Raw genomic sequence first — 24,418 nt, 5'->3', positions numbered from 1 at the left:
TTGTATGGTACAACGGTGTGGATTACACCGCCATGAGCTCCTTTTCCTTCTCCGCAGTGAGGGCGTCGATCTCCTTGCACCGCTTGTCGGTGATGGTCTGAATCTCATCCTCGTAGTCCTTGTACTGGTCCTCGGTGATCTCAGACTTCTTCTTCAAATCCTTGAAGTGCTCCATGGCATCCCGGCGGATGTTGCGGATGGCAACCTTGCCGCTCTCACCATACTTGCGCACCTGGCGGGTCAGCTCCATACGGCGCTCCTCGGTGAGCTGGGGGAAGGACAGGCGGATGACACGGCCGTCGTTTTGGGGGTTGATGCCCAGATCGGAGCACAGAATGGCCCGCTCAATCTCCTTAAGCAGGGAGCCGTCCCAGGGCTGGATGGCTAGGGTGCGGGGGTCGGGGGTGGAAATGCTGGCCACCTGCTGAATGGGGGTGGGAGTACCATAGTATTCCACCTGAATGCGGTCCAGAACACCCGCGTTGGCACGGCCAGCGCGGACACCGGCGAAATCGCTCTTGACCACCTCAATGGTCTTGACCATCTTTCCGTCAAAGGGCTTGCACAGTTCCGTCATGGTTCTTCCTCCTTAATCCTTTACAATGGTACCAATCTTCTCACCACGGGCCACGCGGAGAATGTTCTCCGGGTCCTTCAGGGCAAACAGGACCACGGGGATCTTGTTGTCCATGGACAGAGAGGTGGCTGTGGAGTCCATCACCTGCAGGTGCTGGGCCAAAATATCATCATAGGTAATGGTGTCGTACTTCACGGCGTTGGGGTCCAGATTGGGGTCGGCGGAGTACACGCCGTCCACGTTCTTGGCCAGCAGGATGACGTCGGCGTCAATTTCAGCGGCCCGCAGCACAGCGGCGGTGTCGGTGGAGAAGAAGGGGTTGCCGGTACCACAGCCGAAAATCACCACGCGGCCCTTCTCCAGGTGCCGGATGGCACGGGAGCGGATGTAGGGCTCGGCCATGGCCCGCATCTCAATGGCGGTCTGCACCCGCACGTCCACGCCCTTCTGCTCCAGGATATCAGCCAGGGCCAGACAATTAATGGTGGTGGCCAGCATACCCATGTGGTCGGCACGGGTGCGCTCCCGCATGCCCTTGCCGTCCTTCAGGCCGCGCCAGAAGTTGCCGCCGCCCACCACGACGCCGATCTCAATCCCAGCCTTGTTGCACCGGGCGATGGCATCGCACACGCTGTCAATCACATCAAAATCCAGCCCACGGCCAGCATCCCCGGCCAGAGCTTCACCACTGACCTTCAGCAGGACTCGTTTATACTTCCATTCATTCATGGGGTGATACCTCCGAATTTTGTTATCAGCCCTATTTTAATACAGAATCTCCTTCTTGCCTAGTGGGAAAATTAATTTTTTCCCAAATCTCCTGGTCTCTCCCCTGCATACCGCAAAACCCGTGGGGATACATATAGAATATAGGAGGGAATACTATGATCTGCAACATTTCGGACCTACAATATAAGGAAGTCATTGATATTGCCGACGGGACGCGGTACGGATACATCGGGGATGTGGAGATCGACGCCCAAAACGGCACAATCGAAAGCGTCATCATCTCGGGAAAACCCCGGTGGTTCGGCCTGCTGGGCCGGGAACCGGACACCGTGTTTCCCTGGTCCTCCATCACCCGATTCGGCGAGGACCTCATTTTGGTGGACGGTCGGCAGCGGCGTCAGGAGGCAAACCCCGACGCCAAGTCCCGGCATCCATAATTTTATCGCAAAAAGAAGAAAAAACCACTTGCATATCCCGGGATTCTATGGTAGAATTTCAGGGCATTCCGCACGGGGGCGGATTTTTCGTCATGTGCTTTCCTTTGGAAGGTTGGCGCAAGAGATGAGGCTCCCGGAGGTAGTAACTAAATTTTAGGAGGAACTAAACAATGGCAGTCGTATCTATGAAGCAGCTGCTGGAGGCCGGCGTGCACTTCGGCCACCAGACCCGTCGGTGGAACCCCAAGATGGCCACCTACATCTACACCGAGCGCAATGGTATCTATATCATTGACCTGCAGAAGACCGTGAAGAAGCTGGAGGAGGCCTACTCCTTCGTGCGTGACATCGCCGCCAACGGCCAGTCCCTGCTCTTCGTGGGCACCAAGAAGCAGGCTCAGGAGGCCATCAAGGAAGAGGCTTCCCGCTGCGGTATGTACTACGTCAACGCCCGTTGGCTGGGCGGCATGATGACCAACTTCAAGACCATGCGCACCCGCGTGGACCGTCTGAACCAGCTCAAGAAGATGCAGGAGGACGGCACCTTCGACATGCTCCCCAAGAAGGAAGTCATGAAGCTGCTGGGCGAGATCGAGAAGCTGGAGAAGTACCTGGGCGGCGTCGTGGAGATGAAGAAGCTCCCCGGTGCTCTGTTCGTGGTTGACCCCCGCAAGGAGCGCAACGCCATCAACGAGGCCCGCAAGCTGAACATCCCCATCGTGGCTATCGTGGACACCAACTGCGATCCCGACGAGATCGACTACGTGATTCCCGGCAACGATGACGCTATCCGCGCCATCAAGCTCATCTCCTCTGTCATGGCCAACGCCGTGCAGGAGGGCCGCCAGGGTGTGGACGCTGCTCCCGCCGCTGAGGCTGCTGAGGCTCCCGCTGCTGAGTAATCAGTGATTGGTTGGCGCCCGTCCCGTCGGGCGGGCGCCAATTCGTTTATTTACAAATTTGGAGGGAATATACTATGGGTATTACCGCTAAGGACGTACAGAAGCTGCGCGAAATGACCGGCGTCGGCATGATGGACTGCAAGAAGGCTCTCACCGAGGCCGAGGGCGACATGGACAAGGCCATCGAGATCCTGCGTGAGAAGGGTCTGGCTGCTTCCGCCAAGAAGGCTGGCCGTATTGCCGCCGAGGGTATGGCTTACGCCGCTGTCATCGACGGCGTGGGCGTGGTGGTCGAGGTCAACGCCGAGACCGACTTCGTGGGCAAGAACGAGAAGTTCGTCAACTTCGTCAAGGGCGTGGCCGCCACTGTGGCTGCCTGCAACCCCGCCGACCTGGACGCTCTGATGGCCTGCAAGTACGACGGCACCGACCTGACCGTCCAGGAGCAGCAGCAGGAGATGGTTCTGGTCATCGGTGAGAACATCAAGGTCCGCCGCTTTGCCCGCTTCGCTGAGGGCTTCTGCGTGCCCTACATCCACGCTGGCGGCAAGATCGGCGTGCTGGTCTCCCTGAACGTGGAGGGCGACATCGACGCCACCGAGATCGGCAAGGACGTGGCCATGCAGATCGCTGCTCTGAACCCCCGCTTCTGGGACAAGAGCCAGGTCACCGAGGACGTGCTGGCCGAGGAGAAGAAGATCATGCTGGTGCAGATGGCCAACGATCCCAAGATGGCCAACAAGCCCGACCAGGTCAAGGAGAAGATCGTGGACGGCAAGCTCAACAAGTTCTACTCCGAGAACTGCCTGCTCCAGCAGGAGTTCGTCAAGGACGGCGACATGACCGTGGAGAAGTATATCGCTTCCGCTGCCAAGGCTCTGGGCGGCACTGTCACCTTCCGTGACGCCGTGCGCTTCGAGAAGGGCGAGGGCATCGAGAAGAAGCAGGAGAACTTCGCTGAGGAGATCGCCAAGCAGCTGGCTAAGTAATTTTATTTGCCAACCTTTTTCGGGGATGCAGGTTTCACCGCCTGCATCCCCTTTTCTTTTGTGCACTTCTTTACAAACCAGCGGGAATGGATTACAATGCTCTTAGAAGTATTGCATAGGAGGTGCTCTGGATGAAGCTCACATTTTTCGGTGCAGCCAAAGCCGTCACCGGCAGCTGCCACTGTGTGGAGTGCAACGGATACAAGGTGCTCATTGACTGCGGCTTGCAGCAGGGGCGGGATGAGATCGACAACACTCAGCTGGACTTCATGCCCAGCTACATTCAGGATGTCATTGTCACCCACGCCCACATTGACCACTCCGGCCGCATTCCCCTGCTCATCAAGCAGGGATTTGGCGGCAACATCTACTGCACCCGACTCACCGCCCAACTTCTGGACATTATGCTGCGGGATTCCGCCCACATCCAAGAAAGTGATGCCAAGTGGGAAAACCAGAAGGGCCAGCGGGCCGGACGTCCCCCGGTGGAGCCCCTGTACACGCTGGCCGATGTGGAGCGCACCCTCCGCCACCTGGTGGTGTGCGAATACGGCCAGGAGATTCAAGTCAATGACGACATCAAGCTCCGCTTCACCGACGCTGGGCACCTGCTGGGCTCGGCCAGTGCCGAACTGTGGCTGACCGAGAACGGCGAGACCAAAAAGATCGTCTTCTCGGGGGACATTGGCAACCGGGAGCAGCCCATCATCCGGGACCCCCAGTTCATCTCTGAGGCGGACTATGTGGTCACGGAGAGCACCTACGGGGACCGTCTCCACGACATGGACGTGGACCCGGACTACACCGGAGATTTGGCCGCTCTCATTGACGAAACCCTCTCCAAAGGCGGAAATGTCATCATCCCCTCCTTTGCGGTGGGCCGCACCCAGGAGCTTCTGTACTTCATGCGTGAGATGAAGGAGCAGGGCCTGGTGCGCAGCGTCCCCGATTTTCAGGTGTATGTGGACTCCCCCCTGGCTGGCGCCGCCACCCGGATTTTCTCCGGCGATCTCCACGGCTATCTGGACGAAGAGGCCATTGAGGCCCTGAAGGGCGGCGCTCTGTTCCAATTTCCCGGCCTCAACATCACCGAGTCCACTCAGGAGTCCATGGCCCTGAACTCGAACCCCAACTCCAAGGTCATCATCTCTGCCTCGGGCATGTGTGATGCCGGGCGTATCCGCCACCACCTCAAGCACAACCTGTGGCGGGAGGAGTGCGCTGTGGTGTTTGTGGGCTATCAGGCTGAGGGCAGCTTAGGCCGGCGGCTTCTGGACGGGGTAACACACGTCAAGCTCTTCGGTGAGGAGATCTCGGTGCGGGCCCGCATCGTCAACTTCCCCGGCCTCTCCTCCCACGCCGATAAAAACGGCCTCATCGCCTGGATTCAGGCCTATCACCCCATGCCCCAGCACGTCTTTGTGGTCCACGGTGAGAGCAGTGTCACCGAGCACTACGCCCAGACCCTCCGGGACCTGGGCTTCCAGGCCCACTCCCCCAACTACGAGGAGGTCTACGACCTGCTCCAGAACCGAATGCTGGCCCCCGGTGTCATACTGGAGCGAAAGCCCGCCACGGCACTGCCTGCCCCCGGCTCTCCCGCCTACCGCCGTCTGGAGGATGTGGGCAAGCGGCTGATGGAGGTCATCGCCCACAACAAGGGCGGCTCCAACAAGGATTTGGGCAAGTTCGCCGACCAGATTCGGGCCCTCATCGACAAATGGGATCGTTGATGCACTCCCAGATGTAAGGAGACGAAACACTCTATGCACGTACCCCACGTACACCGCCGAAACGCCGCCCTGCTCCCAGCTGCCGCTGGGTTCGGCGCACTTCTGCTGGTGTTTGGTTTATTTCTTTCGCAAAATCTTTTCCAGGGTCTATGGACCATGCTCAGCCATGAGGACGTACTCATCACCGACTATGTGGCCCTGTGCGGGACCGGCCCTGCGTTTGTCAACGCAGGGCTGGTCACCCTCATCGCCGTGGCCATCTTCTATTTGGTGGGCGAGACGCCCAACGGCTCCACCCTGGTCACCATCAGCCTCATGGCGGGCTTTTCCCTGTTTGGAAAAAACATTCTCAACATCTGGCCCATTCTCTTTGGCACGGCCCTCTACGCCCTCTGGCGGAAAGAACCCTTTTCCAAGTATGTCAACGTGGCCATGTTGGGCACTTCCCTGGCCCCCATGGTCAGCTTCATGGGCTGTGACATATCCCCCTGGCTGGGGGCCGTGGTGGGCTTGCTCATCGGCTTTCTCATTGCCCCGGTATCCGAGTACGCCTTCCGCATCCAAAATGGCATGAATCTGTACTCCACCGGCTTTGCCTGCGGACTGGTGGCCATGATCTTTGTTCCCATCTTCAAATCCTTGGGTCTGAATCCCGCCTCCCACCTGATCTGGTCCACGGGGAACAATCTCACCTTCGGCATCTTTCTAGCTGTGGTGTGTATCACCCTGATTGTGGCCGGGCTCATCCCCACCCCCAGCGCCACCTTGCGGGGCTACTGGCGGCTGCTCCAGACCTCTGGCCGTGCCCCCAGCGACTACCTGCGTGTGTTCGGCCACGGGCCCGTTCTGGTGAACATCGGCGTCAATGGACTGTTTGCCATGGTATACATTCTGGTCACGGGCGGAGACTTGAACGGACCCACCCTAGGCGGAATTTTCACCATCATGGGCTTTTCCGCCTACGGAAAGCACCTGCGCAACATCGCCCCGGTGATGATTGGAGTACTGCTGGGCAGCACCTTCCTCCACGTCTCTGCCAGCCACGAGTCGCTCCAGCTGGCCTCCCTGTTTGGCACCGCCCTGGCCCCCTTCTCCGGGGTGTTCGGCTGGCCCTTTGGGGTGGTGGCCGGACTCATCCACTCGGCGGTGGTGCTCCAGGCCGGGCTGCCCCTGGAAGGCATGAACCTGTATAACAACGGCTTTTCTGCAGGCTTGGTGGCCCTGGTGCTCTATCCGGTGATCACCTCCCTGTTCCGCCACCGCCGTCCCACCCTCCAGGACGAGGACCTGTTTGAAATTTACGAGGACGACACGCCCCAATCCCAGGAGCTGCTGGCCGCCCATGCCCATGACGGCATGGAAGACCCTCTGTGACGTTGACATGGGACGCCCAATCTGATAAAATAATCCTCAGATTGTCGAAGCAATCCTCTGGGCTGTCAGAAGATGGCCATTTCCATAACCCCCGCCACACCACAAAATCGGATGAATGAGAAGTTCATCAGGAGCACCAGGAGGTGCTCTTGATGAACTTTTTTATTGTTCTAGGAGGACCAACCATGCACACAAAACCCATCATCGCTCTCACCTGTGCCGCCGCCTTAGCCCTGTGCGCCGGATGCACCGCCTCTCCCCCCTCTTCCACGCCTACCAACTCCCAGTATTCCGTGTCCACCCTCAAGTTGGAGGGAGGTACCGACTGGGGCGCTCCCAATCCGTTCCTCTGCCAGTCTCGAGGCCCCGGCACCGCTAAAATGAAGCTGGTATACGGCAGCCTGCTGGAAAAAGACGAGGAGGGGGACGTGTCCTGGCTGGCCGAGAGCTGGACGGTGGACGGCAGCGACTACACCTTCACCCTCTTTGAAACCGCCACCTTCCAGGATGGGGAGCCCCTCACCGCCCAGGACGTGGCCTTTACCCTGGACTACTACCGGGAGCATCCCCCAGTCTCCAATCCCCTGGGCGTGGGCGAAGACTTCCTGGTGGACCACTACACGGTGGTGGACGACCACACCATTACCCTGACGGTGGACGAGCCCGACGCCGACACCCTGTCCAATCTGGGCAGCTTTGTCATCCTCCCCCAGCACATCTGGTCCGAAGTAGAAGACCCCTACTCCTACACCGGGGAGGGCTATCTGGTGGGCAGCGGAGCCTTCTCCTGTACCCAATACGACGGAGCCACCGGGCTCTATGAGTTCACCGCCTACGAGGGGTGGTGCAACGGATCACAGGGAGCGGAGAAAATCCAGTTTATCCCCGTCAGCGACCCCCTGCTGGCCTTTGACGCCGGGGAACTGGACATCACCTCCCTGCCCGCCGACTTGAAAGACAGCTACCTCAGTGACCCCAACATCTCGCTGGTGGACAAGGCCAACGACATGGGGTACAAGTTGCTCATTAACTACGTGAAGTGCCCGCAGTTTTTAGACCTCACCTACCGCCAAGCGGTATACGCCGCCATCGACCGGCAGAGTGTCGTGGACAATGTGTTCCGAGGGGCGGGTACCGTGGGCAGCGCGGGCTATGTCCCCCAGGGAAGTATCTTCTACAACGAACATGTGGTGCAGTACGACTATGACCCCCAAAAGGCCCAGGAGGTGCTGGGCGGTCAAAATCTGTCTGTCACCCTTCTCTGTGGCAACAGCGCTGACGACCTGGCCATAGCCGAGATCATCAAAAACGGCCTCACCCAGGCGGGAATGACCGTGTCCGTCACCGCCTATGACTCCGCTACCCGGGATGATACCATCAACCAGGGCGCCTATGAGTTCGCCCTGGTGGGCAACGGCGGCTGGGGCAACAATCCCCCCACCTACATGCGCACCCTCTTCTCCGATGTCTCCAAGTTCTCCGGCACCAATCCCCACTCCATGGGGGCCATCGGCTACTCCAATGAGGAGATGACCCATCTGGCCGAGGGGCAGCAGTATGAGACCGACTTTGACCAGCGCTTGGCCATGTTCCAGGAGCTAGAGCTGCTGGTGAGCCAGGAGATTCCCATCCTTGTCATCGCCAACCAATCCACCTATTCCATGTATCGAAAGGACTACTACGACGGATGGATGAAAACCTACGCCTATCAGCAGGCCGAACAAAACCGACTCTCCTACATGGAGCGCTGACGGCCTCCATAGCCCGCCGCATCCTGCTGCTCCTGCTCTCCTGTGCGGCCATCTACCTGCTCAACTTCTTCATCCCCCGGCTCATGCCGGGAGACCCCTTTGACTACACCGCCTCTGGGTCCGGGGAGGATGTAGCCGTGGTCTACACCCAGGAGCAGAAGCAGCTGCTGCGGGAATACTATGGCCTGGACAAGCCTTGGCCTCAGCAACTGGTGGACTCCATGGTGCGCAATCTCCACGGGGATCTGGGCCAGAGCATCCACTACAAACGCCCGGTGGCGGACATCCTCCTGGAGCGTCTGCCCTGGAGCCTGTGGATGATGGGGGCTTCCCTGCTGTTAAGCCTCATTCTGGGGGTTGGGCTGGCCCTGGTATGTGTGGGCACCCGGCATGGGCACCGCATTTTGGCTCCCGTCCTCTCTGCTCTAGCGGAACTCCCGCCCTTTCTCACAGGCGTGCTCCTGCTGTTTCTGGTGGCGGCCCGGGTAGCCTGGATTCCTCTGTCAGGAGCGGTGACTCCCTTCGCCCAGTACACCTCTCTTTGGCAGCAGCTGGGTGATATTCTGCTCCACAGCCTCATGCCCATTGCCGCCCTGACTCTGGTGACCTGCCCCAAGCTCTTTTTCACCGCCTGGGCCAGCTTCTCCTCCGTGCTTGAGCAGCCATACATGATAAACGCGAAGGCCAAAGGACTGCGAAAACGGCGGGTGTGGCCCTTCTACCTCCTGGCCAACAGCATCACCCCCATTGTAGCCCGGCTCTTTCTCTCGGTGGGCTCTACCGTGGGAGGTACCATTCTGGTGGAAAACGTCTTTGCCTATCCGGGCCTGGGCACCATCTTACGGGAGGCAGTGACCTACCGGGACTACCCCATGATTCAGGGGGTATTTCTCCTCTCTGCCCTGCTGGTACTGGTAAGTCTCACCCTGGCAGACCTGTGCAACCACGCCGTGGAGCGGGAGGTACAGCCATGAAAAAAAGCCTGCTCATCCCTCTCATACTCTTCCTCGTGCTGACCCTGGTCTTTCTCTGGGGCGTCACCTTCTACCCCTGGGACGCCGCTCTCCCCTCTGGGAACTCCCTCCAGCCCCCCTCTGCCTCTCACTGGCTGGGCACTGACAACCTAGGGGTGGATGTATTCGCCCAAATCTCCGCCGGATTTTTCCGAAGTATGGGCATTGGTGTCATGACCGCCCTTTGTACCTTCCTGCTGGGAGGCGGATTGGGCACGGCGGCGGGACTGCTGGGCGGCTGGGTGGATCACACCATAGGGCTGCTCATTCAGATCTTTCTCTCCATTCCCCAACTGCCGGTAATGATCGTGCTGGGGGCCTTTCTGGGCCAGAACACCTGGAATATCATCTGGATTCTCTGCCTGTTCTCCTGGGCCCCGGTGGCCAAGGTGATGCGGGCGAAAACCCGTTCGGTGTGTCACCGCCCATATGTGGCCATGGCCAAGGTATACGGCGGCGGGCTCTGGTACCTCATCCGCACCCACTTAGCGGGGGACCTGCTCCCCCTGTTGTCGGTGAACGCCCTGGGGGTGGTGGGGAAGTCCATCCTCCAGGAGTCCTCCCTGGCCTTTCTGGGCCTGTCCGACCCCCTGGCCCGTTCCTGGGGGCTGATGATTGCCCGGGCCACCCAGTTTCCCGGAATTTACCGCACCTCGTTCTGGCTCTGGTGGCTGATGGCCCCAGTGCTGGCTATGGTGCTGTCCACTCTACTGCTGCGCCTGATGGTACAGGCCATTCAATTACCCAAATCCTAGGAGGGGTACCGTGCTGCTTCAAGTTCAAGAACTCTCTGTGTCCTACCCACAATTTCACCTACACCCACTCAGCTTCCAGCTGGACCGAGGAGAAATTCTCTCCGTCATCGGGGAGTCCGGCAGCGGGAAGACCTCGATGGTCCAGGCCATCTCCTGCTTGCTCCCCTCAGAGGGTAAGGTAGGAGGCCAGGTGCTCCTCCACGGGGCGGATTTTCTCACCATGCGGGAGGCTCAGCGCCGCAAACTACGCATGAAGACCCTCTCTGTGGCTTTTCAGAACTCGGTGGAGTGGCTCAATCCCAAGCTGACCCTGGCCCAGCACCTCCACGAGGTGCTGGCTCAGGCCTATTCCCCAGAGGAATGTACCAAAAAAGCCCATGCTCTCATGGAACTGGTGGGGCTGTCGCCGGACGACCTGTCCCTCCGTCCCCACCAGCTGTCCGGGGGCATGGTGCAGAAATTTTTATTGGCCAACGCCGTGGCCCTGGACCCGGAGCTGGTACTTCTGGATGAGCCCACCGCCAGTCTGGACCCAGAGTCCTGTGTTACCGTACGCTCTGCCATTGAGACGCTGCGGGACACCCTGGGCACCGCCTTTCTGGTGGTCACCCACGACATGGGGCTGGCCCAGGCCCTGGGAGGGCGCACCATGGTGCTCTACCAGGGCCATGTAGAGGAGACAGGGCAAACGGGAGACATTCTGGACAACCCCTGGCACCCCTACACCCGGGGCCTGCTCCAGTCCGCCGTCACTCTCAATCCTCTTCGGGACCTGTGGGGCATCCGCCCCAACACTGCCCAGGAACAGCCGGGCCACCACTGCTGTCCCTTTTACGGGCAGTGCACCCAGAGCATTCCGCTGTGCGGTGAGAGGGCTCCAAACCTGGAAATCCAGCCAGATGGGCGGGCTCTGGCCTGCCACCGGGGCGGCATTGTGCCCCTGCTCTCCTGCCATGACCTATCCCACGCCTATGGAGCCACTCCGGTACTGAACCACGTAGACCTCACCCTATACGCCGGGGAGATCGTGTCACTGGTGGGCCGCTCCGGGGCGGGCAAAACCACTTTGGCACATCTGCTGTCCGGTCTGCTCCCCTGCCCCGCCCACAGCTCCATCCGTTTTCAGGGGCAGGAACAGGACCTTCTCCCTCTCCATCGGCGGCTGGGCGGTATCCAGATGGTGCTCCAGGACAGCCAAGCCGCCCTCAACCCTCACCTGACGGTGGAGGAGGCGGTGTCCGAACCCATGCGCCTGGCCAAGGTCTATGACCCCCAGAGACTTTCTCAGGCCTTGGAGGATGTGGGCCTGTACACCTGTGACAGCTTCTACCGCCGCAAGGTGGGCGCACTATCTGGGGGCCAGAAACAGCGTCTGGCCCTGGCCCGAGCCCTCACCATGGAGCCTGCGGTGCTGCTGGCAGATGAGCCCACCTCCATGCTGGACCCCTCCGCCAAGGCCAACCTGCTGCGTATGCTCAAGGGCCTGCAATACCGCCGGGGCTTCTCCATGCTGATGATCACCCACGACCTGTACAGCGCCTGTAAGATCTCCGACCACATCTATCTGCTGGATGGCGGTACCCTGTACCCAGTGAACCCCGATCAGGTTCTACACACGGATTTCACATCCATCTTCACCCACAAGGAGGAACACACCTATGAATGAACAAACACTTTGGGAGGACTGCGTGGCCTTCCACGGCCACGCCTGCGGCGGCCTCACCATTGGCTACAAAGCCGCCCTCTACGCCATGGAGCTGCTGGGCCTGTCCCGCTCCAAGGACGAGTCCGTAGTGTGTATCACGGAAAACGACGCCTGCGGCGTGGACGCCATTCAGGTCATTCTGGGGTGCAGCATCGGCAAGGGAAACCTGTTGTTCCACCTGCGGGGCAAGCAGGCCTTCTCCTTCTATGAGCGCAACAGCGGGAAATCTGTGCGCCTGGTGCTCCGACCCACCCCGGACACCCTCACGAAAGAGGAAAAGTTCCACTATCTACAGAGCAAAGCCCCGGCGGAGCTGTTCGACGTAAAAGAGACGGTGCTCTCCCTGCCGGAGCGCGCCCGTCTCTTTACCTCAAAACCTTGTAGTTGTTGCGGGGAACTCACCGCCGAGTCCATGCTGCGGCTGGAACATGGGCAGCTGGTGTGCCTGGACTGCGCACACCCCTACCACCGCTTTGACATGTGAGGGTCACTCCTCCCCGATGTAGCGAAACCGGGGCACTTGCTGGCCTGACACCTCCACCAGTTCGCTCCACATCTTCGCCGGGCGCACCCACAGCCCGTATTCCCCGTACAGAGCCCGGTACACCACCATGGGCTCCAGGGTCTCCGAGTGGGTAGCCAGGCCCAGAACCTCATAATCGTTGCCCTTGTAGTGGCGGTATTTGCCCGGACGGATGTCGTACTGATTCATATCTATTTCCCCCTTCCATAAAAATCACTGGGCATAAAGTATACCACACTCCAAGTATCTTTTCCATGCGCATATCAAAAACGGAGCCAGGCTTTCCCCTGGCTCCGTTTTTTGTGGAGAGTTTTACTTCTCTTCCAACTTGTTCTTTCGATACACGAGACAAGCCATGCCCACCAGAGAAATGGCACCCGCCATGCTCCACAGCATCAGGGCGGCGTTGTCCCCGGTCTGAGGTACCTTGTTCCCAGGCTTCTGGGTGGCCTCAGGCTTCTGAGAAGTCTCGGGCTTGTCCGTTGCCTCAGGCTTGTCGGTGGTCTCGGGAGCGCCACCGGCGGTGAGGCCGTCCATAGCGGCGGTGAGCTGAGCCACAGCCTCGTCCACCACAGCCTGGTCGTCCTCAGAGAGTGCGTTATCCGCCATCACGGCCTGGGCATTGGCCAGAGCAGTGCGGAAGGTGGCCACAGAAGCGGCGGTATAGCCGGACAGATCCATGCTCTCGGCCTTGTTGATCAGGTCTTCCAGGATGGACTTGTCCGCCTTGAAGCGCTGAGCCAGGATGGCATTCAGCAGAGCCTCAGCGGCGGGCTGGATGTCCTCTTCCATAGCGTCGCCGTCAGCGTCCACTTTCTTGGCCTGACCCAGAGCATCCACCAGCATCTGCCAGTTATCCTGGACGTACTTGTCCTGGTCGGCAATCATGCTCTCAGCCTTGGCAATCAGCTGCTCCAGCATGGTCTTGTCGCCCTGGGTGAGGCCCAGACCCCAGATGCCCTTCAGCAGGGCGTCCCAGGCGCTGTTGACCTCTTCCTGGGTGGCCTTCTGGTTGTCCAGAACCACCTTGGCATTGGCCAGAGCCTTCTCGAAGGCGGCCTTGGCGGTGTCGGTGACACCCTCGGTGGAGAGGGTCAGAGCGTACTCATAGGTCTTTTGCAGCAGGGTCTTGTTGGCGGGCTTGGTGTCCTCCGTCTTGGACAGCAGCACAAAGGCGGTGTCATCACCGTTGGCGTGATTGCTGGTCCAGCAGGCCATGCCATTGTTCACGGTGAAGGTCACTTCCTCATAGGTGCCATCCTGACGGAACTCATACAGGGCCAGGGTATCCTGGTCCATCTCGCCCACGGGCATGGAGATCATGATCTCCCCGTTGGGAGTCACAGCCTCTTCCCCGCTGGTCAGGCGGATGGACTGGGCGTTGATGGAGGAGCCCTTGAGGATGGACTCGGCCATCTCCAGGAACTTCTCGTTGCTGGACTGGTCGGTCACCTGGATCACGGTGTCAGAGGGCAGCACGCCCACGTCGCCGTGGACACGCACGCCGCTGGCCTCGTCATACAGATCCACAGACAGGTTGCCCACCTGGTCGGCGGTGGCGGCAAAGTCGTACAGTCTCAGGCTGTCGATCTGGCCCTGGAAGGCCTTGGTCTGGCTACCGATGCGCATGAGAGGAGTGACCAGAGAAGCCCACTTGTTGCCGCCTTCCTCGGTGCGCTCCAGCGTCTGGATCTTCTCGCCATTGACGTACAAGGTAGTCTTGGTGAACTCCATCACCATGGTGATGTGCACCCACTCGCCCTTGGGCAGAGCATAGTTGAAGGAGTAGTCTCTGGCCTCACGGGAGAAGCCCAGGTTTCCGGTCTCCTTCTGCACGGCCTTGATCTGACCAATCTCGGACTCAAACAGGATCTGCTCATCATCGCCGCTGTTGGCGTCCCGCTTGACCCAGAAGTCCAGAGTGGTATTCAGGCCCTTATCCTCCAGAGGAGTCTCCACATAACTGGAGCCGCCCTTCAGAGTCAGAGCAGTACCATCATGGCCCTCTTCATAGGCCACGTTCTCACCCTCGGATACCAGGTCATAGTCGTTCATGGAGTTGTCCTGAGTCTTGGCGTCCTCATCAAAGTCGTAGGAGAGGACGGTGTCGTTCTTGGTCTCCACCTCATAGGTGGGGTTAGTGTTGGGGGCGTAGCCAGTCTCGTCCACAATGGCCTCCAGCTCGGACAGGGTGTTATCCTTGCCGTCGCCCCAAGTCTTGGCCGCCACAACGGGCAGAGCGTCAAAGAGGCGGTCCAGGGTCTCCATGTCGGCGGTTCCGTTATCGCTGCCGCCAGTCTTATCATTCCACAGTGCGTAGGAGCCGCCCAGGATCTGGGGATCGCCTGCGGGAACCTTGAAGGAACGATAGATGTTGCTGGGATCAAAGTTGTTGTAGATGTGACCCTTGTTCAGGTAGTCGTAGTAGTAGCCAGCACCGGGCACGATGTAGGTGTCGCCGTCGTTGATGTTGATCATCTGGTAGCCCAGATCATACATCTCCTTGGCATTGGCGTAGCCGGTGTACCACATGTACAGCTGCACGCCTTCCACCTGCACGGGGGTAGTGCCGTGGTTCTCGGTCTGGGAACCCCAGGCACGAGGCGTGTGGCCCTTCTCCAGGATGTACTTGAGCATGGTATCCTGATAGGCGCGGAAGGCTTCCTTCTCCTCCTGGCCGCCGCCCTTGTACTCGTCGGTACCGATATTGATGACAGCATCCTCCAGGAATACGGGGTCCTCGCCGTCCAGATACTCGTCAAAGACGCTCTGAACGAAGGGAGCGGTTTCGGGGTTCTGAACGTCCAGATACTCCTTCTTGTTGGGACGGGCCAGGTCGGGGCGGGCCTCGGTGAAGGGCAGAGAGTGTCCGGGAGTGTCGAACTCAGGCACCACCATCACACCCTGCTCCTTGGCATCCACCTGGAACTGACGGAACTCGTCCTTGGTGTAGTACATACCCTCGGGGTTGGTGAGGTTGGGCACATCAGACTCCAGGGGGAAGCCGCCAAAGGAGAGGTCAAAGGTGTTGTCGCTCATATGCGCATTGAAGTCGTTCATCTTGTACCAGGACATCTGGGAAACCCAGTCCTCCAGGAAGTACAAAGGCACATAGCGGCGTGCAATGTCCATGCTCAGGCCACGGACCTTGTACTTGGGATAGTCACGCACATCGCCCTGAGGGATGGTATCCCCGGTCTGCTTGAGGATCTGGAGGATGGACCGGGTAGACCAGAAAGCTCCGGTCTGGTGGCTGGCCTCGATGGTGATGTATTCCCCAATGTGCAGATCATAGGTCTCCTCATCGAAGGGGATATCGCTGGAGACAAAGTAGAAGTCACCAGCCGTGGGATTGTTGCCACGCTCCACGGCAATCGTCTTACCCACGATGTCCTCATAGTCGTCAGCAAAGCGGTTGGCCATGGTGATGTACTCTTCACTCAGAGCGGGGTCCACCAGGATGCGGGCGCCGTCCCGAATGGTAAAGTCACCGGTGGTACCGAACCACTGCTGCAGCTCGGGGATGACCTTGGGCTTCTCGTTCTGAGACTCATCGGCGCTGTGCAAGCCAGGAACCTCCACACTCACCTCATAGAGCTGGTAGTTGTCGGGCTGGTTCTTGCTCTCCAGCCGGAAGCCCACCGCCACCGTGGTGTCCACAATGGGACGGATGATGTTGCGGTCGGCGTCAATGACCTGCTCGTAGTCAGTGCCCAGATAGGTCACAGCAATGGACTGGGGGAACTTCTCAGGCAGTGTCAGGCTGGTGTCATCCTCGTCGATGGTAATACCGTCCAGCAGCTGCTTGGCCTGGTCAAAGACGTTGACAAAGTCCAGATCCTGATGGAGGGAGAACTCCTTGACTGCGCCGTCCCCGTCCAGGGTCACCCGGACATAGCGCTGGTTGTAGGCCAGGTCCAGGGTCACTTCCGTAGCGGCCTCCGGGGCCTCGCTGGTGGTATACACACCTTCCCAGTTCTTGCCGTCGCTGGAGACCTCCACATGGTAGGCAGCTGCGGTGGCCCACTGGATCTGATAGCGGTTGTACTTCAGGGAGGCACCCAGGTCCACGGTGAAGGAGTCGCCGCTGGCACCCTGCCACACGGTCTCCAGATTATCGTCGGTGACCACAGAGGCGTCTGTCCCGTTGGACACGCTGATGTCCTTATTGGTGGTCTTGTCAGTACCGCTCACGTCAGGGGTATAAATTTCCACCTCGTACAGGGACAAGCTGGGATAAGCCCCCTCCTTGAGCTTGTCAATGGCCACCTTCACATATCGGGCAGTCACAGGGGCGTCCAGAGTGACCCGATCAGACACCGGATACCCTTCCGTGTTCTTCTCTGCGGTGTAGACCGTAGTCCAGTCGGAACCGTTATCGGAAACCTCAATGTGGTAGTCCTCCACCACGGGCTGCTCCCACTCCAGATTGATGATCTGGAACTCCTGAGGCTGACGCAGGTCGATCTGCACCCAGCCGGGAGCGCCTGCCTCGCTGGACCATCTGGATTGGTCGCCCTTGGAAGCAGTGCGGTTGATGATGCCATCTGTCATCTTGTCCGGTCCCCAATAGGAGATGGGAGAAGCGTAGGCACTGGCTGTCTTGCCCAGGGCCAGGTTGGCAGGGTCTTTGTTGAGCAGTTCCTGCACCACTTCGCCCTCTTCGCCAAACACCCGGAACTCATAGACGCCAATGCAGGGATAGCCTCCGCCCTGCTTATTGGCCCACATACGGGCATAGCGCATACCCTCCAGAGGCTGATCCAGCGTATAGGTCAAGGTGTGAGGATCAAACCGCTGTCCGCCGTTGACGTCCTTGGTATGCTCGGTATGCTCGTCCACGTTTACACCGTCATCATCCACATACGCATCCACCCAGTCGGTGCCGTTGGCACTAAACTGAATCTTGTACGGATTGGCGTGGGGCTCCACCCACACCACCTGGAAGCTGTGAATGGTGGCGTAGTTCTCCAAGTCCACCATCAGCCAGGTCTCGCCTGAACTCATGGCACTGGACCAACGGGAATTGGCGTTGTCACCCGTACAAGAGCCGTCTACGGCGTTGGACGCCACCAAGCCATAGCCCTCGTCATTCTTGGACGTAGCGGGCTTGCTCAGCGCCAGGTTGGGGTATTCCGAATCACCCGCTGCCCGAGCATTTGGCATCAACCCCACATTTGCCACACTGCTTACCATCATTGCGCCTGCCAGCATCAGGGCAGGCCAACGACCATGCTTTTTCATGTTCTTACCTCCCATGTCATAAGAAAATAAAGCATCTTCTCAAAATCTTTCCTTTGCCTATCACCTTCCATTCTTACGCTGCATCGGATGCCCGACTCAGGGCGGTACACCCCACACACAAACCCTTGACCAATTTCTGTGGGGGTGTGTACCGCCCATATTCCACTGCTTTTTACAGAAAGCGTCTTACTGCTGACGCATTTACTGTCTTTTCTTTTTAAACAAAACACTTACTGCTCCGCCCAGAGAGGCCAATCCAGCCGTCAGCCACAGCATCAAACCGCTGTTGTCCCCGGTCTGAGGCACGTTGTTCTCCGGCTTCTGGGTGGTTTCAGGCTTCTGAGAGGTCTCAGGTTTGTCGGTGGCATCGGGAGCACCGCCGGCGGTGAGACCGTCCATGGCACGGGTGAGTTTCTCCACAGCGGCATCCACGGTCTCCTGATCATCCTCGGAAAGGCTATTGTCCGCCATGACGGCCTGAGCCTCAGCCAGAGCAGAGCGGAACACAGCCACGCTCTCAGCGGTACAACTGGAGAGATCCATGCCCTCGGCCTTGTTCACCAGGTCTTCCAGAATGGACTTGTCCGCCTTGAAGCGCTGCGCCAGAATGGCGTTGAGCAGTGCCTCGGCCACGGGCTGGATGTCCTCTTCCATGGCGTCGCCGTCCGCCATCACGTCCTTGGCAGCGGCCAGAGCGTCCACCAGCTCCTTCCAGTGGTCGGCTATGTACTTGTCCTCATTGGGAATCATGCCTTCCGCCTTGTTGATGAGCTGTTCCAGCATGGTCTTGTCGCCTTGCACCAGGCCCAGACCCCAGATGCCCTCCAGCAGATTGTCCCAAGCGGCGTTCACCTCAGTCTGGGTGGCGTTGGCGTCGGCCATGACAGCCTCGGCCTCACGGAGCGCCTTCTCAAAGGCAGCCTTGGCAGAGTCGGTGACACCGGTGGTGTCCAGGCCCTTGGCATAGGCGATGGTCTTCTCCAGCAGGGTCTTGTTCACCTGCTCCGGCGTCTGATCTACCTTGTAGGCCCCAATCTCATGGAGTGTCAGTCCGGAGTTCTCCTTCCAGGTAAACTTAAACGCAGAAGCATGGGCATCTTCGCCCAGATCAATATCTCCGTAGGCGTCTGTGACGGTGGTCACTTCCTTCCAAGTGCCGTCCTCCTGCTCTGCCCACAGCGTGACAACGGCACCGCTGTTTTTCACCACTACCAGGTTGGTGATGTCCAGCCCGGCATTGTTCCAGACCACTTCGCCAGCCTCCTGGCCCGCAGATACCGAGGTAAACAGATTGCTGTCCACCAGCCGATCCACATCGCCGACGCTGCCGCTGACCCGCAGCACGTCCTCGGGCACGGTGGTGTTCACCTCGATCTCCCCTACCTGAATCCACTTAGAGGGGATGTTATCGGTGATTTCAATGTACCGGGCCTCCACTGCCCCGCACTCCACCAAGTTCTCCAGGCCTGCGCCAGAGAAGGAGATGGGTTCGCTCCAGGTGGTGCCGTCGCTGCTCAGCCGAATCTGACCGTTGGACAGAGCGTCCTTCACACAGTGGATCTTCACGTCATAAATGGGCACGGCCTTGCCCAAATCCAGGATAAATGTGCGGTTCTCACTGGGCTTGAGCCACAAGGTGGTATCCCGATTCCCGTCCACCATGTTGGCGGCAGAACCGGACCAGGTGACGATGTTCTTGGCCTCTGCCGTCATCTCAGGATGGACGCCGCCCAGACGCACCTCCAGCTTCTCCAGGTCAAAGGTGCGGGCCTCATCACTGGTGTTGCACATACGGACATACAGGGCGGTCATGCAGTCGGAGGAGGCCCAGTCCATGGGCTTCCACTCTTCTCCGTCCAGAGAATACTCTGCACTCAGGTCCCGCAACGCCTCATCCACCACCACAGAGTGGGCATTTTTCAGGGTGTTGAACCGGAAGCCAATGTACTCTCCGGGTTGGAGAGTCACGCCGGATACGTTCTCCAGGCTCACCCGGCCGCTCTCGTAATTCACCGCAGCGTCCAGATCCTCCACATTGGTGTACAGGGTGGCGCTGGTGGGTTCATTGACCACAAACTCCTGGATACCCAGCATGCCGTTGGGAGAGCCAGTGTTCTCATCCACAAATTCCTCGGTGGCCCGGTAGCGGATGAATTGTGCCTTGACATCCAGCCCCTCCAGATGTACGGTGCTGCCGTCAAAGGTGCCCAGCTCGGTCCAAGTCTTGTTGTCGGTGGAGACCTCCACCACGCCCTTCTTGAAGTAGGCGTCCTCTGCCATATAGATGGTCAGGTTATCAAGGTCGGTGACGCGGCCCAGGTTCACTCCGAAGTAGGCTCCCACATTCACCGGGAAATAGCTTCCGGTGGCGGTAGAGGAAGCGCGGTCACCGTCTACAATCTTGGTATAGTCCAGCATATCCATGGAGCCATAGCCCTGCGGGGCGGGGTCCAGGTGGATGTTCGCCATCAGCCGAGCTTCCAGAGAGGCCAACAGGTTGTCGCCGAAGGGAATGAGTACCTGAGAGGCCACGGTGCCCGAGGCGTTCTTGGCCTGCTGGAAGGCGGTACGGTTGCGCTCAATGACCTCCATGGCCTTCTCCACCGAGGCGGGGTCATCGGGAGAGGCGGGATCACTGGTGGCTGCATCTATCACCATCTGCTTGAGGGCCACAGCCACTTTCTGGAGCTTGTCCGTCCAACGGGAGATCTCCCCAGAGATGTTTCCGGTGCCCTTATAGGCCTTCAGGGTGTCCACGGCAGCAATGATCTCATCAAAATCCGCCTCCAGGTCTGCCGCGGCCTGGGTCAGGTCCTCGCCATTCATCAGGGCATTCTGGAAGGCATCCAGATGCTCTCTCATGTACACGGACTCCTGCACCCCAAAGGGATTGTTGCCCGCAGAGGAGTGGGCGGAGAAGATTCTCAGGGCTTCTGCAGCCTCCGGGTCGTCCCGAATCACACGGGTAAAGGAAGCCTGCCAGCTCTCCTGGCTGTCATAGTCCTCGGTGTTCCAGGTGTAGTCGGCCACGCTGAACAGAGAGATCTTAGAGGCCTGGGCCTGGTTCATGGGATTGGAGGTAAAGCCGGAGATGTTGGTCACCCCGGGATACAGACCCTGAGAGGGACCCATATGGACGTAGCTGGCCCGGCCCAGGTCATTCACCGGGTAGTTCCACCAGATGTACACCGGGCGCTCAATGTACTGGGTGACCCAGTCCACCGTGCTCTGCTTGATGGCAGACACCACGTTGTCGCCAGTCCACATGATCTGGACGTCCTCGGGGAACTGGCTGATCTGCTTTAAGTAGTTGATGGTGCTCTGACTGCCGCTGTCCTTGCGGTAATACTGAGGACAGAAGATGATGGGGGCCACGTCTCCCTTAGCCTTGATGTACTCCTTGTCCAGCCGGGTGACGAAGTTCACCAAGTCTGTGTTGTTGGTGGCGGAGTCATCAAAGAACAGAGCGAACTGCCGCACGCCAATGTCGTACATCTGGTCAAACTTGTCGCACAGGGCCTGGAAGTCCTCCTCAGACGCCAGGTCGATCTTACCGCCAATGTGGGCGGCCCACACGAATTGCACTTTGGTCTCATGGCCCTTTTCCACCAGCTCCTGCAGCTCAGCCAGCTTGTCCGCCGGATAGGGGTCCCGCCACTGTCCGGCGTGGTAGGGGTCATTCTTGGGACCGTATAGGTAGGAGTTCATCTTGAAGTCCCCGCCGAACTCCATGAGACTCATGCGGTTTTCATGGGACCAGGGAGTGCCGTAGAAGCCCTCGATAAACCCACGGAACTGGACTTCGGCATAGTCCTCAATGAGGACGTCTCGAATGCTGTCCGCCTGGGTCTGCTCCAAAATCTGGTCCAGGGTGGTCACGCCGTAGAACGCGGCGTTGCTGTCCCGGCCCATGATGGCAATGGTGTCGGTGGCATCATCCACGGCCAGAGCATACCCGTCGTTGTTGTCGGTGGACAGGGTGGGGTCATACTTTCCATCAAACCATTCATTGTCTACGCCAGCATCGTTATCAATGCCCACCAGAACATTGGTCTTCCCTTCCACCACGTCCTGGGAGACGGACACCTGAATGCCGTCCTCCTCCAGCACCTTCTGGGCCTTGGCCCGGGTGGCCTCGTCCAGGCCCTCCTCCAGCACCAGATTCACCTCGTCGGTCATGGACAGAGCGGTATCCTGATAGGTGGCACGGTGTACGATGGGATAGATGTCATATGCGCCTTCCACCTGCTGGTCGGCAGGCACCACCACGGTGTAGTCCCGGGTGTCGGTGACGTCGCCCTTGGTGAAGGTGGCGGTGAGGGTCACACTCTGGTCTACGGTGTCCCGCTTCACCACAGCTGTGCCGCCCTTTATGGTAATCCACTCACTATTGGATGCCCAGGTGATGGAGGTGCCGTTGTCGTGGGTCAGCGGCAGCGTAAAGTCCCGCTTGGCTCGCTGAGGCAAGGTGGTATCCTCCTTGGCCTGGGCCACACACTCGTCGTCCGGGGCGGGGGCCTGGTACACCCGGAACTCATAGAGGGAATACCCCCACACATTGATGGAGCCGTCTGCATTGTGGCGGGGCTCCACGCCTTGGAACTTTACATACCGGGCAGTCAGGGGCTGGTCAAACACCAGAGTATCCGGCTGGCCCTTGGGCAAGGTAGCACTGTCCTCGTGGACGACTTCCTCCACCACCTGCCAGTCCTGGCCGTTGTCGGATACCTCCACCCGGTACTTCTGTGGGGTATTCTCGAAGGCCAGCTCAATTTTATTGTATCGGACCGGCTCCTCTCCCAGGTCAACATAAAACCAACTGTTATATACATCCTCATTATTACCTGAAGGAGAGGCCCACCGGGTTCCGGTGCTGCCGTCTGTCAGGTTGGATGCGGGCATTCCGCTGTATGCGCCACTGGCGGTGACAGGCCGTCCTTCCGCCAGGTTGATATTGGTGGTCTCCACCCCACTGCGGTCCTCTCCAGACATCACCAGGGTCTGTCCTACGCCCTCTGACGATAATGCAACTGCCCTGAGAGACATGGGCGCAAAGCTCAACAGCATAGCTCCGGTCAGCAGCAGGGATGCAAATTGCTTACCTTTTTTCACCGTTTACTCCTCCTGTTCTGTGTGTCAGCGTACTGGCAAAAAAGGCAACAACATTCCCGGGACACATGCTTCCCGAAAAAGCCATTGCCTGTTTGTATCATTGTGCATCGTTCCTGTTGCCAGCCGTACCAACGTATTTCTTATTTAGTATGTCACGATTACTTTACATTGTAAAACAGAGTTTTCTTGGGTTTGGACAATATTTTTTTGTGATATAGAATTATACCCTGTCCCTTTGGTGAAAACAGCTGAATTTGTCCCTCTTCCCTGCAGTATTCACCGAGATTTTCAGCACAATATACAGAATTCTCCAAAATTTTTCGTCATCCATACCACGCTTCTCCCAAAGCAAATTTGACGGTCTGTCTAGCTCCAGTCTCAGCTACAAAAAATTTTTCAAAAGATATCAACTTTTCCTTGCCCCCACTCGTCTAACATATATACCATTCAGATAGAGCGAGAGGTGACAGCTATGACCATTAAGAAAATTTATTATTTTTGCGAAATATGTAAGGATCTTAATTTGTCTCACACAGCCAAACGGCTCTACGTAACCCAGCAGAGTCTGAGCTATGTCATTCGCACGTTAGAACAGGATCTGAAATGCACCCTCTTTCTCCGCACGGCCAACGGTCTGCGGCTCACCGAACAGGGCAACTACTTTTACGCTCGATGTACCCACATTCTGGAGGAGTTGGACGAGACTTGCTCCGCTCTTCGCCACGTCTCCCAGTCCTCCCAAAGCAATCTCCGCATCTCCATGGATGCCTGTGTCTACAGCATGATGATGCACATGCTCCCCAACCGATGCAACGATTGTGACGTGGAATACAGCTATTACGGGGTGGAGGCCTGCTTGGACCATGTCCAAACTGGGACGTTTGATGGGGCCATACTCCCCCAGAAATTCAATGCCCCAGAACTGCAATTTACACTGCTGTGGCGAGACCCCGCCTGTGTCGTCTTACCAAAACACCACCCGTTGGCCCAGAACGCCGCCGTTTCCGTCTTCCAAATTGCCAATGAGCAGCTGCTGGTACCACAAATCTACCAGGCCATCTACCCGCCTCTGTTTCAGTCCTGTGCAGAGCTGGGGATCACCTTCCAGAACATTGTCTCCACCCCCTCCCCTCTGGTGGCCATACACCGATGTGCCCAAGGGCAGGGCGTGTTACTGTTGGACCAACAATCCATGAAAAATTGCATCATTACCTCTTCCGATATTTGCATTCTCCCGGTGGTGGAACCCCTTTTCATTGATCTATACTGCGCTTATCCCCGCAAGCACAGCTCTCCCGCCCTCAGCGCCTTTATCCAGAACATGCAGACTTCTGCTCAATGTCAAGTTTGACAATCGTCTAGGTATAAAAGAGGGGCCTGTTGCAAAATAGGCCAGAACAACAAAACGAGAGGCTAACCTTTTTGGGGGTTGGCCTCTCGTTTCATTTGCTTTATAATTTGTTTGTGCAGACAAATTATAACAAGCAAGATCAGTGTACCGTATATGAGTGCCACGGTCAACTGGTATTTGCATTGAACTCACAAAAAATATTACCGGAGAACGCACCCGTCCG

The 24,418-nt window shown here is 58.4% G+C and carries 16 protein-coding genes; 11 read left to right on the top strand and 5 right to left on the bottom strand.

Annotated features, from left to right (window positions below; all coding sequences use genetic code 11):
• Nucleotides 1-22 precede the first annotated feature (22 nt).
• Together frr and pyrH are read right to left on the bottom strand one after the other, a co-directional pair.
• Nucleotides 23-577, bottom strand: a complete 555-nt coding sequence (gene frr, locus B5F22_RS08840) for a ribosome recycling factor (RefSeq protein WP_087231801.1) — start codon at nt 575-577, stop codon at nt 23-25.
• 12 nt (nt 578-589) lie between these two features.
• Entirely contained in the window at nt 590-1,306 is a 717-nt protein-coding gene (gene pyrH, locus B5F22_RS08835; protein ID WP_087231804.1) for a UMP kinase, read from the bottom strand.
• A 155-nt stretch (nt 1,307-1,461) separates the two neighbouring features.
• Between pyrH and B5F22_RS08830 the strand changes: the two genes are divergently transcribed.
• From B5F22_RS08830 to B5F22_RS08785, 10 genes are all read left to right on the top strand, one after another.
• On the top strand, nt 1,462-1,743 hold the full coding sequence (locus B5F22_RS08830) for a YlmC/YmxH family sporulation protein (RefSeq protein WP_087392283.1): 282 nt from the start codon (nt 1,462-1,464) through the stop codon (nt 1,741-1,743).
• Nucleotides 1,744-1,913: 170 nt separating this feature from the next.
• Complete coding sequence (gene rpsB / locus B5F22_RS08825; RefSeq protein ID WP_087231810.1) at nt 1,914-2,645, top strand: 30S ribosomal protein S2; 732 nt, start codon at nt 1,914-1,916, stop codon at nt 2,643-2,645.
• Nucleotides 2,646-2,719: 74 nt separating this feature from the next.
• On the top strand, nt 2,720-3,634 hold the full coding sequence (gene tsf / locus B5F22_RS08820) for a translation elongation factor Ts (RefSeq protein ID WP_087231813.1): 915 nt from the start codon (nt 2,720-2,722) through the stop codon (nt 3,632-3,634).
• A 131-nt stretch (nt 3,635-3,765) separates the two neighbouring features.
• Nucleotides 3,766-5,367 carry an MBL fold metallo-hydrolase gene (locus B5F22_RS08815; protein ID WP_087392282.1) on the top strand — a complete coding sequence of 534 codons (1,602 nt, stop codon included), beginning with the start codon at nt 3,766-3,768 and terminating at the stop codon, nt 5,365-5,367.
• 33 nt (nt 5,368-5,400) lie between these two features.
• Nucleotides 5,401-6,741, top strand: coding sequence for a DUF1576 domain-containing protein (locus tag B5F22_RS08810; RefSeq protein ID WP_087392281.1), 1,341 nt, complete (start codon nt 5,401-5,403; stop codon nt 6,739-6,741).
• Nucleotides 6,742-6,926: 185 nt separating this feature from the next.
• Nucleotides 6,927-8,492 carry an ABC transporter substrate-binding protein gene (locus B5F22_RS08805; protein WP_087392280.1) on the top strand — a complete coding sequence of 522 codons (1,566 nt, stop codon included), beginning with the start codon at nt 6,927-6,929 and terminating at the stop codon, nt 8,490-8,492.
• Complete coding sequence (locus tag B5F22_RS08800) at nt 8,429-9,466, top strand: ABC transporter permease (RefSeq protein WP_242955092.1); 1,038 nt, start codon at nt 8,429-8,431, stop codon at nt 9,464-9,466. Before B5F22_RS08805 ends, B5F22_RS08800 begins: the two co-directional genes overlap by 64 nt.
• Entirely contained in the window at nt 9,463-10,260 is a 798-nt protein-coding gene (locus B5F22_RS08795) for an ABC transporter permease (RefSeq protein WP_087392279.1), read from the top strand. Before B5F22_RS08800 ends, B5F22_RS08795 begins: the two co-directional genes overlap by 4 nt.
• Nucleotides 10,261-10,270: 10 nt before the next feature.
• Nucleotides 10,271-11,926 (top strand): oligopeptide/dipeptide ABC transporter ATP-binding protein, encoded by a 1,656-nt coding sequence (locus tag B5F22_RS08790; protein WP_087392278.1) that lies wholly within the window; start codon nt 10,271-10,273, stop codon nt 11,924-11,926.
• Complete coding sequence (locus B5F22_RS08785; protein ID WP_087392277.1) at nt 11,919-12,449, top strand: FmdE family protein; 531 nt, start codon at nt 11,919-11,921, stop codon at nt 12,447-12,449. Before B5F22_RS08790 ends, B5F22_RS08785 begins: the two co-directional genes overlap by 8 nt.
• A 3-nt stretch (nt 12,450-12,452) precedes the next feature.
• Here the strand turns inward: B5F22_RS08785 and B5F22_RS08780 are convergent, their stop codons facing one another.
• From B5F22_RS08780 to B5F22_RS08770, 3 genes are all read right to left on the bottom strand, one after another.
• Nucleotides 12,453-12,677, bottom strand: a complete 225-nt coding sequence (locus B5F22_RS08780; protein ID WP_087392276.1) for a DUF1653 domain-containing protein — start codon at nt 12,675-12,677, stop codon at nt 12,453-12,455.
• 123 nt (nt 12,678-12,800) lie between these two features.
• Nucleotides 12,801-17,732 carry a discoidin domain-containing protein gene (locus B5F22_RS08775; protein ID WP_158096669.1) on the bottom strand — a complete coding sequence of 1,644 codons (4,932 nt, stop codon included), beginning with the start codon at nt 17,730-17,732 and terminating at the stop codon, nt 12,801-12,803.
• Between the two features lie 201 nt (nt 17,733-17,933).
• Entirely contained in the window at nt 17,934-22,844 is a 4,911-nt protein-coding gene (locus tag B5F22_RS08770) for a beta-N-acetylglucosaminidase domain-containing protein (RefSeq protein WP_087392274.1), read from the bottom strand.
• Nucleotides 22,845-23,316: 472 nt separating this feature from the next.
• Here B5F22_RS08770 and B5F22_RS08765 point away from each other — a divergent pair, with 472 nt between their 5' ends.
• The gene (locus tag B5F22_RS08765; RefSeq protein ID WP_087392273.1) at nt 23,317-24,195 is read left to right on the top strand and encodes a LysR family transcriptional regulator; all 879 of its coding nucleotides are present in this window, start codon (nt 23,317-23,319) and stop codon (nt 24,193-24,195) included.
• The last annotated feature ends 223 nt before the right edge of the window (nt 24,196-24,418 follow it).

Source organism: Pseudoflavonifractor sp. An187 (genome assembly GCF_002160275.1).
Lineage (GTDB): Bacteria > Bacillota > Clostridia > Oscillospirales > Oscillospiraceae > Enterenecus > Enterenecus faecium.
This window is presented reverse-complemented; position numbering and strand designations above follow the sequence as displayed.

Excerpts from the sequence above, each read along its gene's own strand:
- B5F22_RS08780 (WP_087392276.1), bottom strand. The coding sequence starts at position 12,677 with ATGAATCAGTACGACATCCGTCCGGGCAAATACCGCCACTACAAGGGC.
- B5F22_RS08795 (WP_087392279.1), top strand. The coding sequence starts at position 9,463 with ATGAAAAAAAGCCTGCTCATCCCTCTCATACTCTTCCTCGTGCTGACC.
- B5F22_RS08815 (WP_087392282.1), top strand. The coding sequence starts at position 3,766 with ATGAAGCTCACATTTTTCGGTGCAGCCAAAGCCGTCACCGGCAGCTGC.
- B5F22_RS08810 (WP_087392281.1), top strand. The coding sequence starts at position 5,401 with ATGCACGTACCCCACGTACACCGCCGAAACGCCGCCCTGCTCCCAGCT.
- B5F22_RS08775 (WP_158096669.1), bottom strand. The coding sequence starts at position 17,732 with ATGAAAAAGCATGGTCGTTGGCCTGCCCTGATGCTGGCAGGCGCAATG.
- pyrH (WP_087231804.1), bottom strand. The coding sequence starts at position 1,306 with ATGAATGAATGGAAGTATAAACGAGTCCTGCTGAAGGTCAGTGGTGAA.
- rpsB (WP_087231810.1), top strand. The coding sequence starts at position 1,914 with ATGGCAGTCGTATCTATGAAGCAGCTGCTGGAGGCCGGCGTGCACTTC.
- B5F22_RS08830 (WP_087392283.1), top strand. The coding sequence starts at position 1,462 with ATGATCTGCAACATTTCGGACCTACAATATAAGGAAGTCATTGATATT.
- tsf (WP_087231813.1), top strand. The coding sequence starts at position 2,720 with ATGGGTATTACCGCTAAGGACGTACAGAAGCTGCGCGAAATGACCGGC.
- B5F22_RS08800 (WP_242955092.1), top strand. The coding sequence starts at position 8,429 with ATGGATGAAAACCTACGCCTATCAGCAGGCCGAACAAAACCGACTCTC.
- B5F22_RS08785 (WP_087392277.1), top strand. The coding sequence starts at position 11,919 with ATGAATGAACAAACACTTTGGGAGGACTGCGTGGCCTTCCACGGCCAC.
- B5F22_RS08805 (WP_087392280.1), top strand. The coding sequence starts at position 6,927 with ATGCACACAAAACCCATCATCGCTCTCACCTGTGCCGCCGCCTTAGCC.
- frr (WP_087231801.1), bottom strand. The coding sequence starts at position 577 with ATGACGGAACTGTGCAAGCCCTTTGACGGAAAGATGGTCAAGACCATT.
- B5F22_RS08765 (WP_087392273.1), top strand. The coding sequence starts at position 23,317 with ATGACCATTAAGAAAATTTATTATTTTTGCGAAATATGTAAGGATCTT.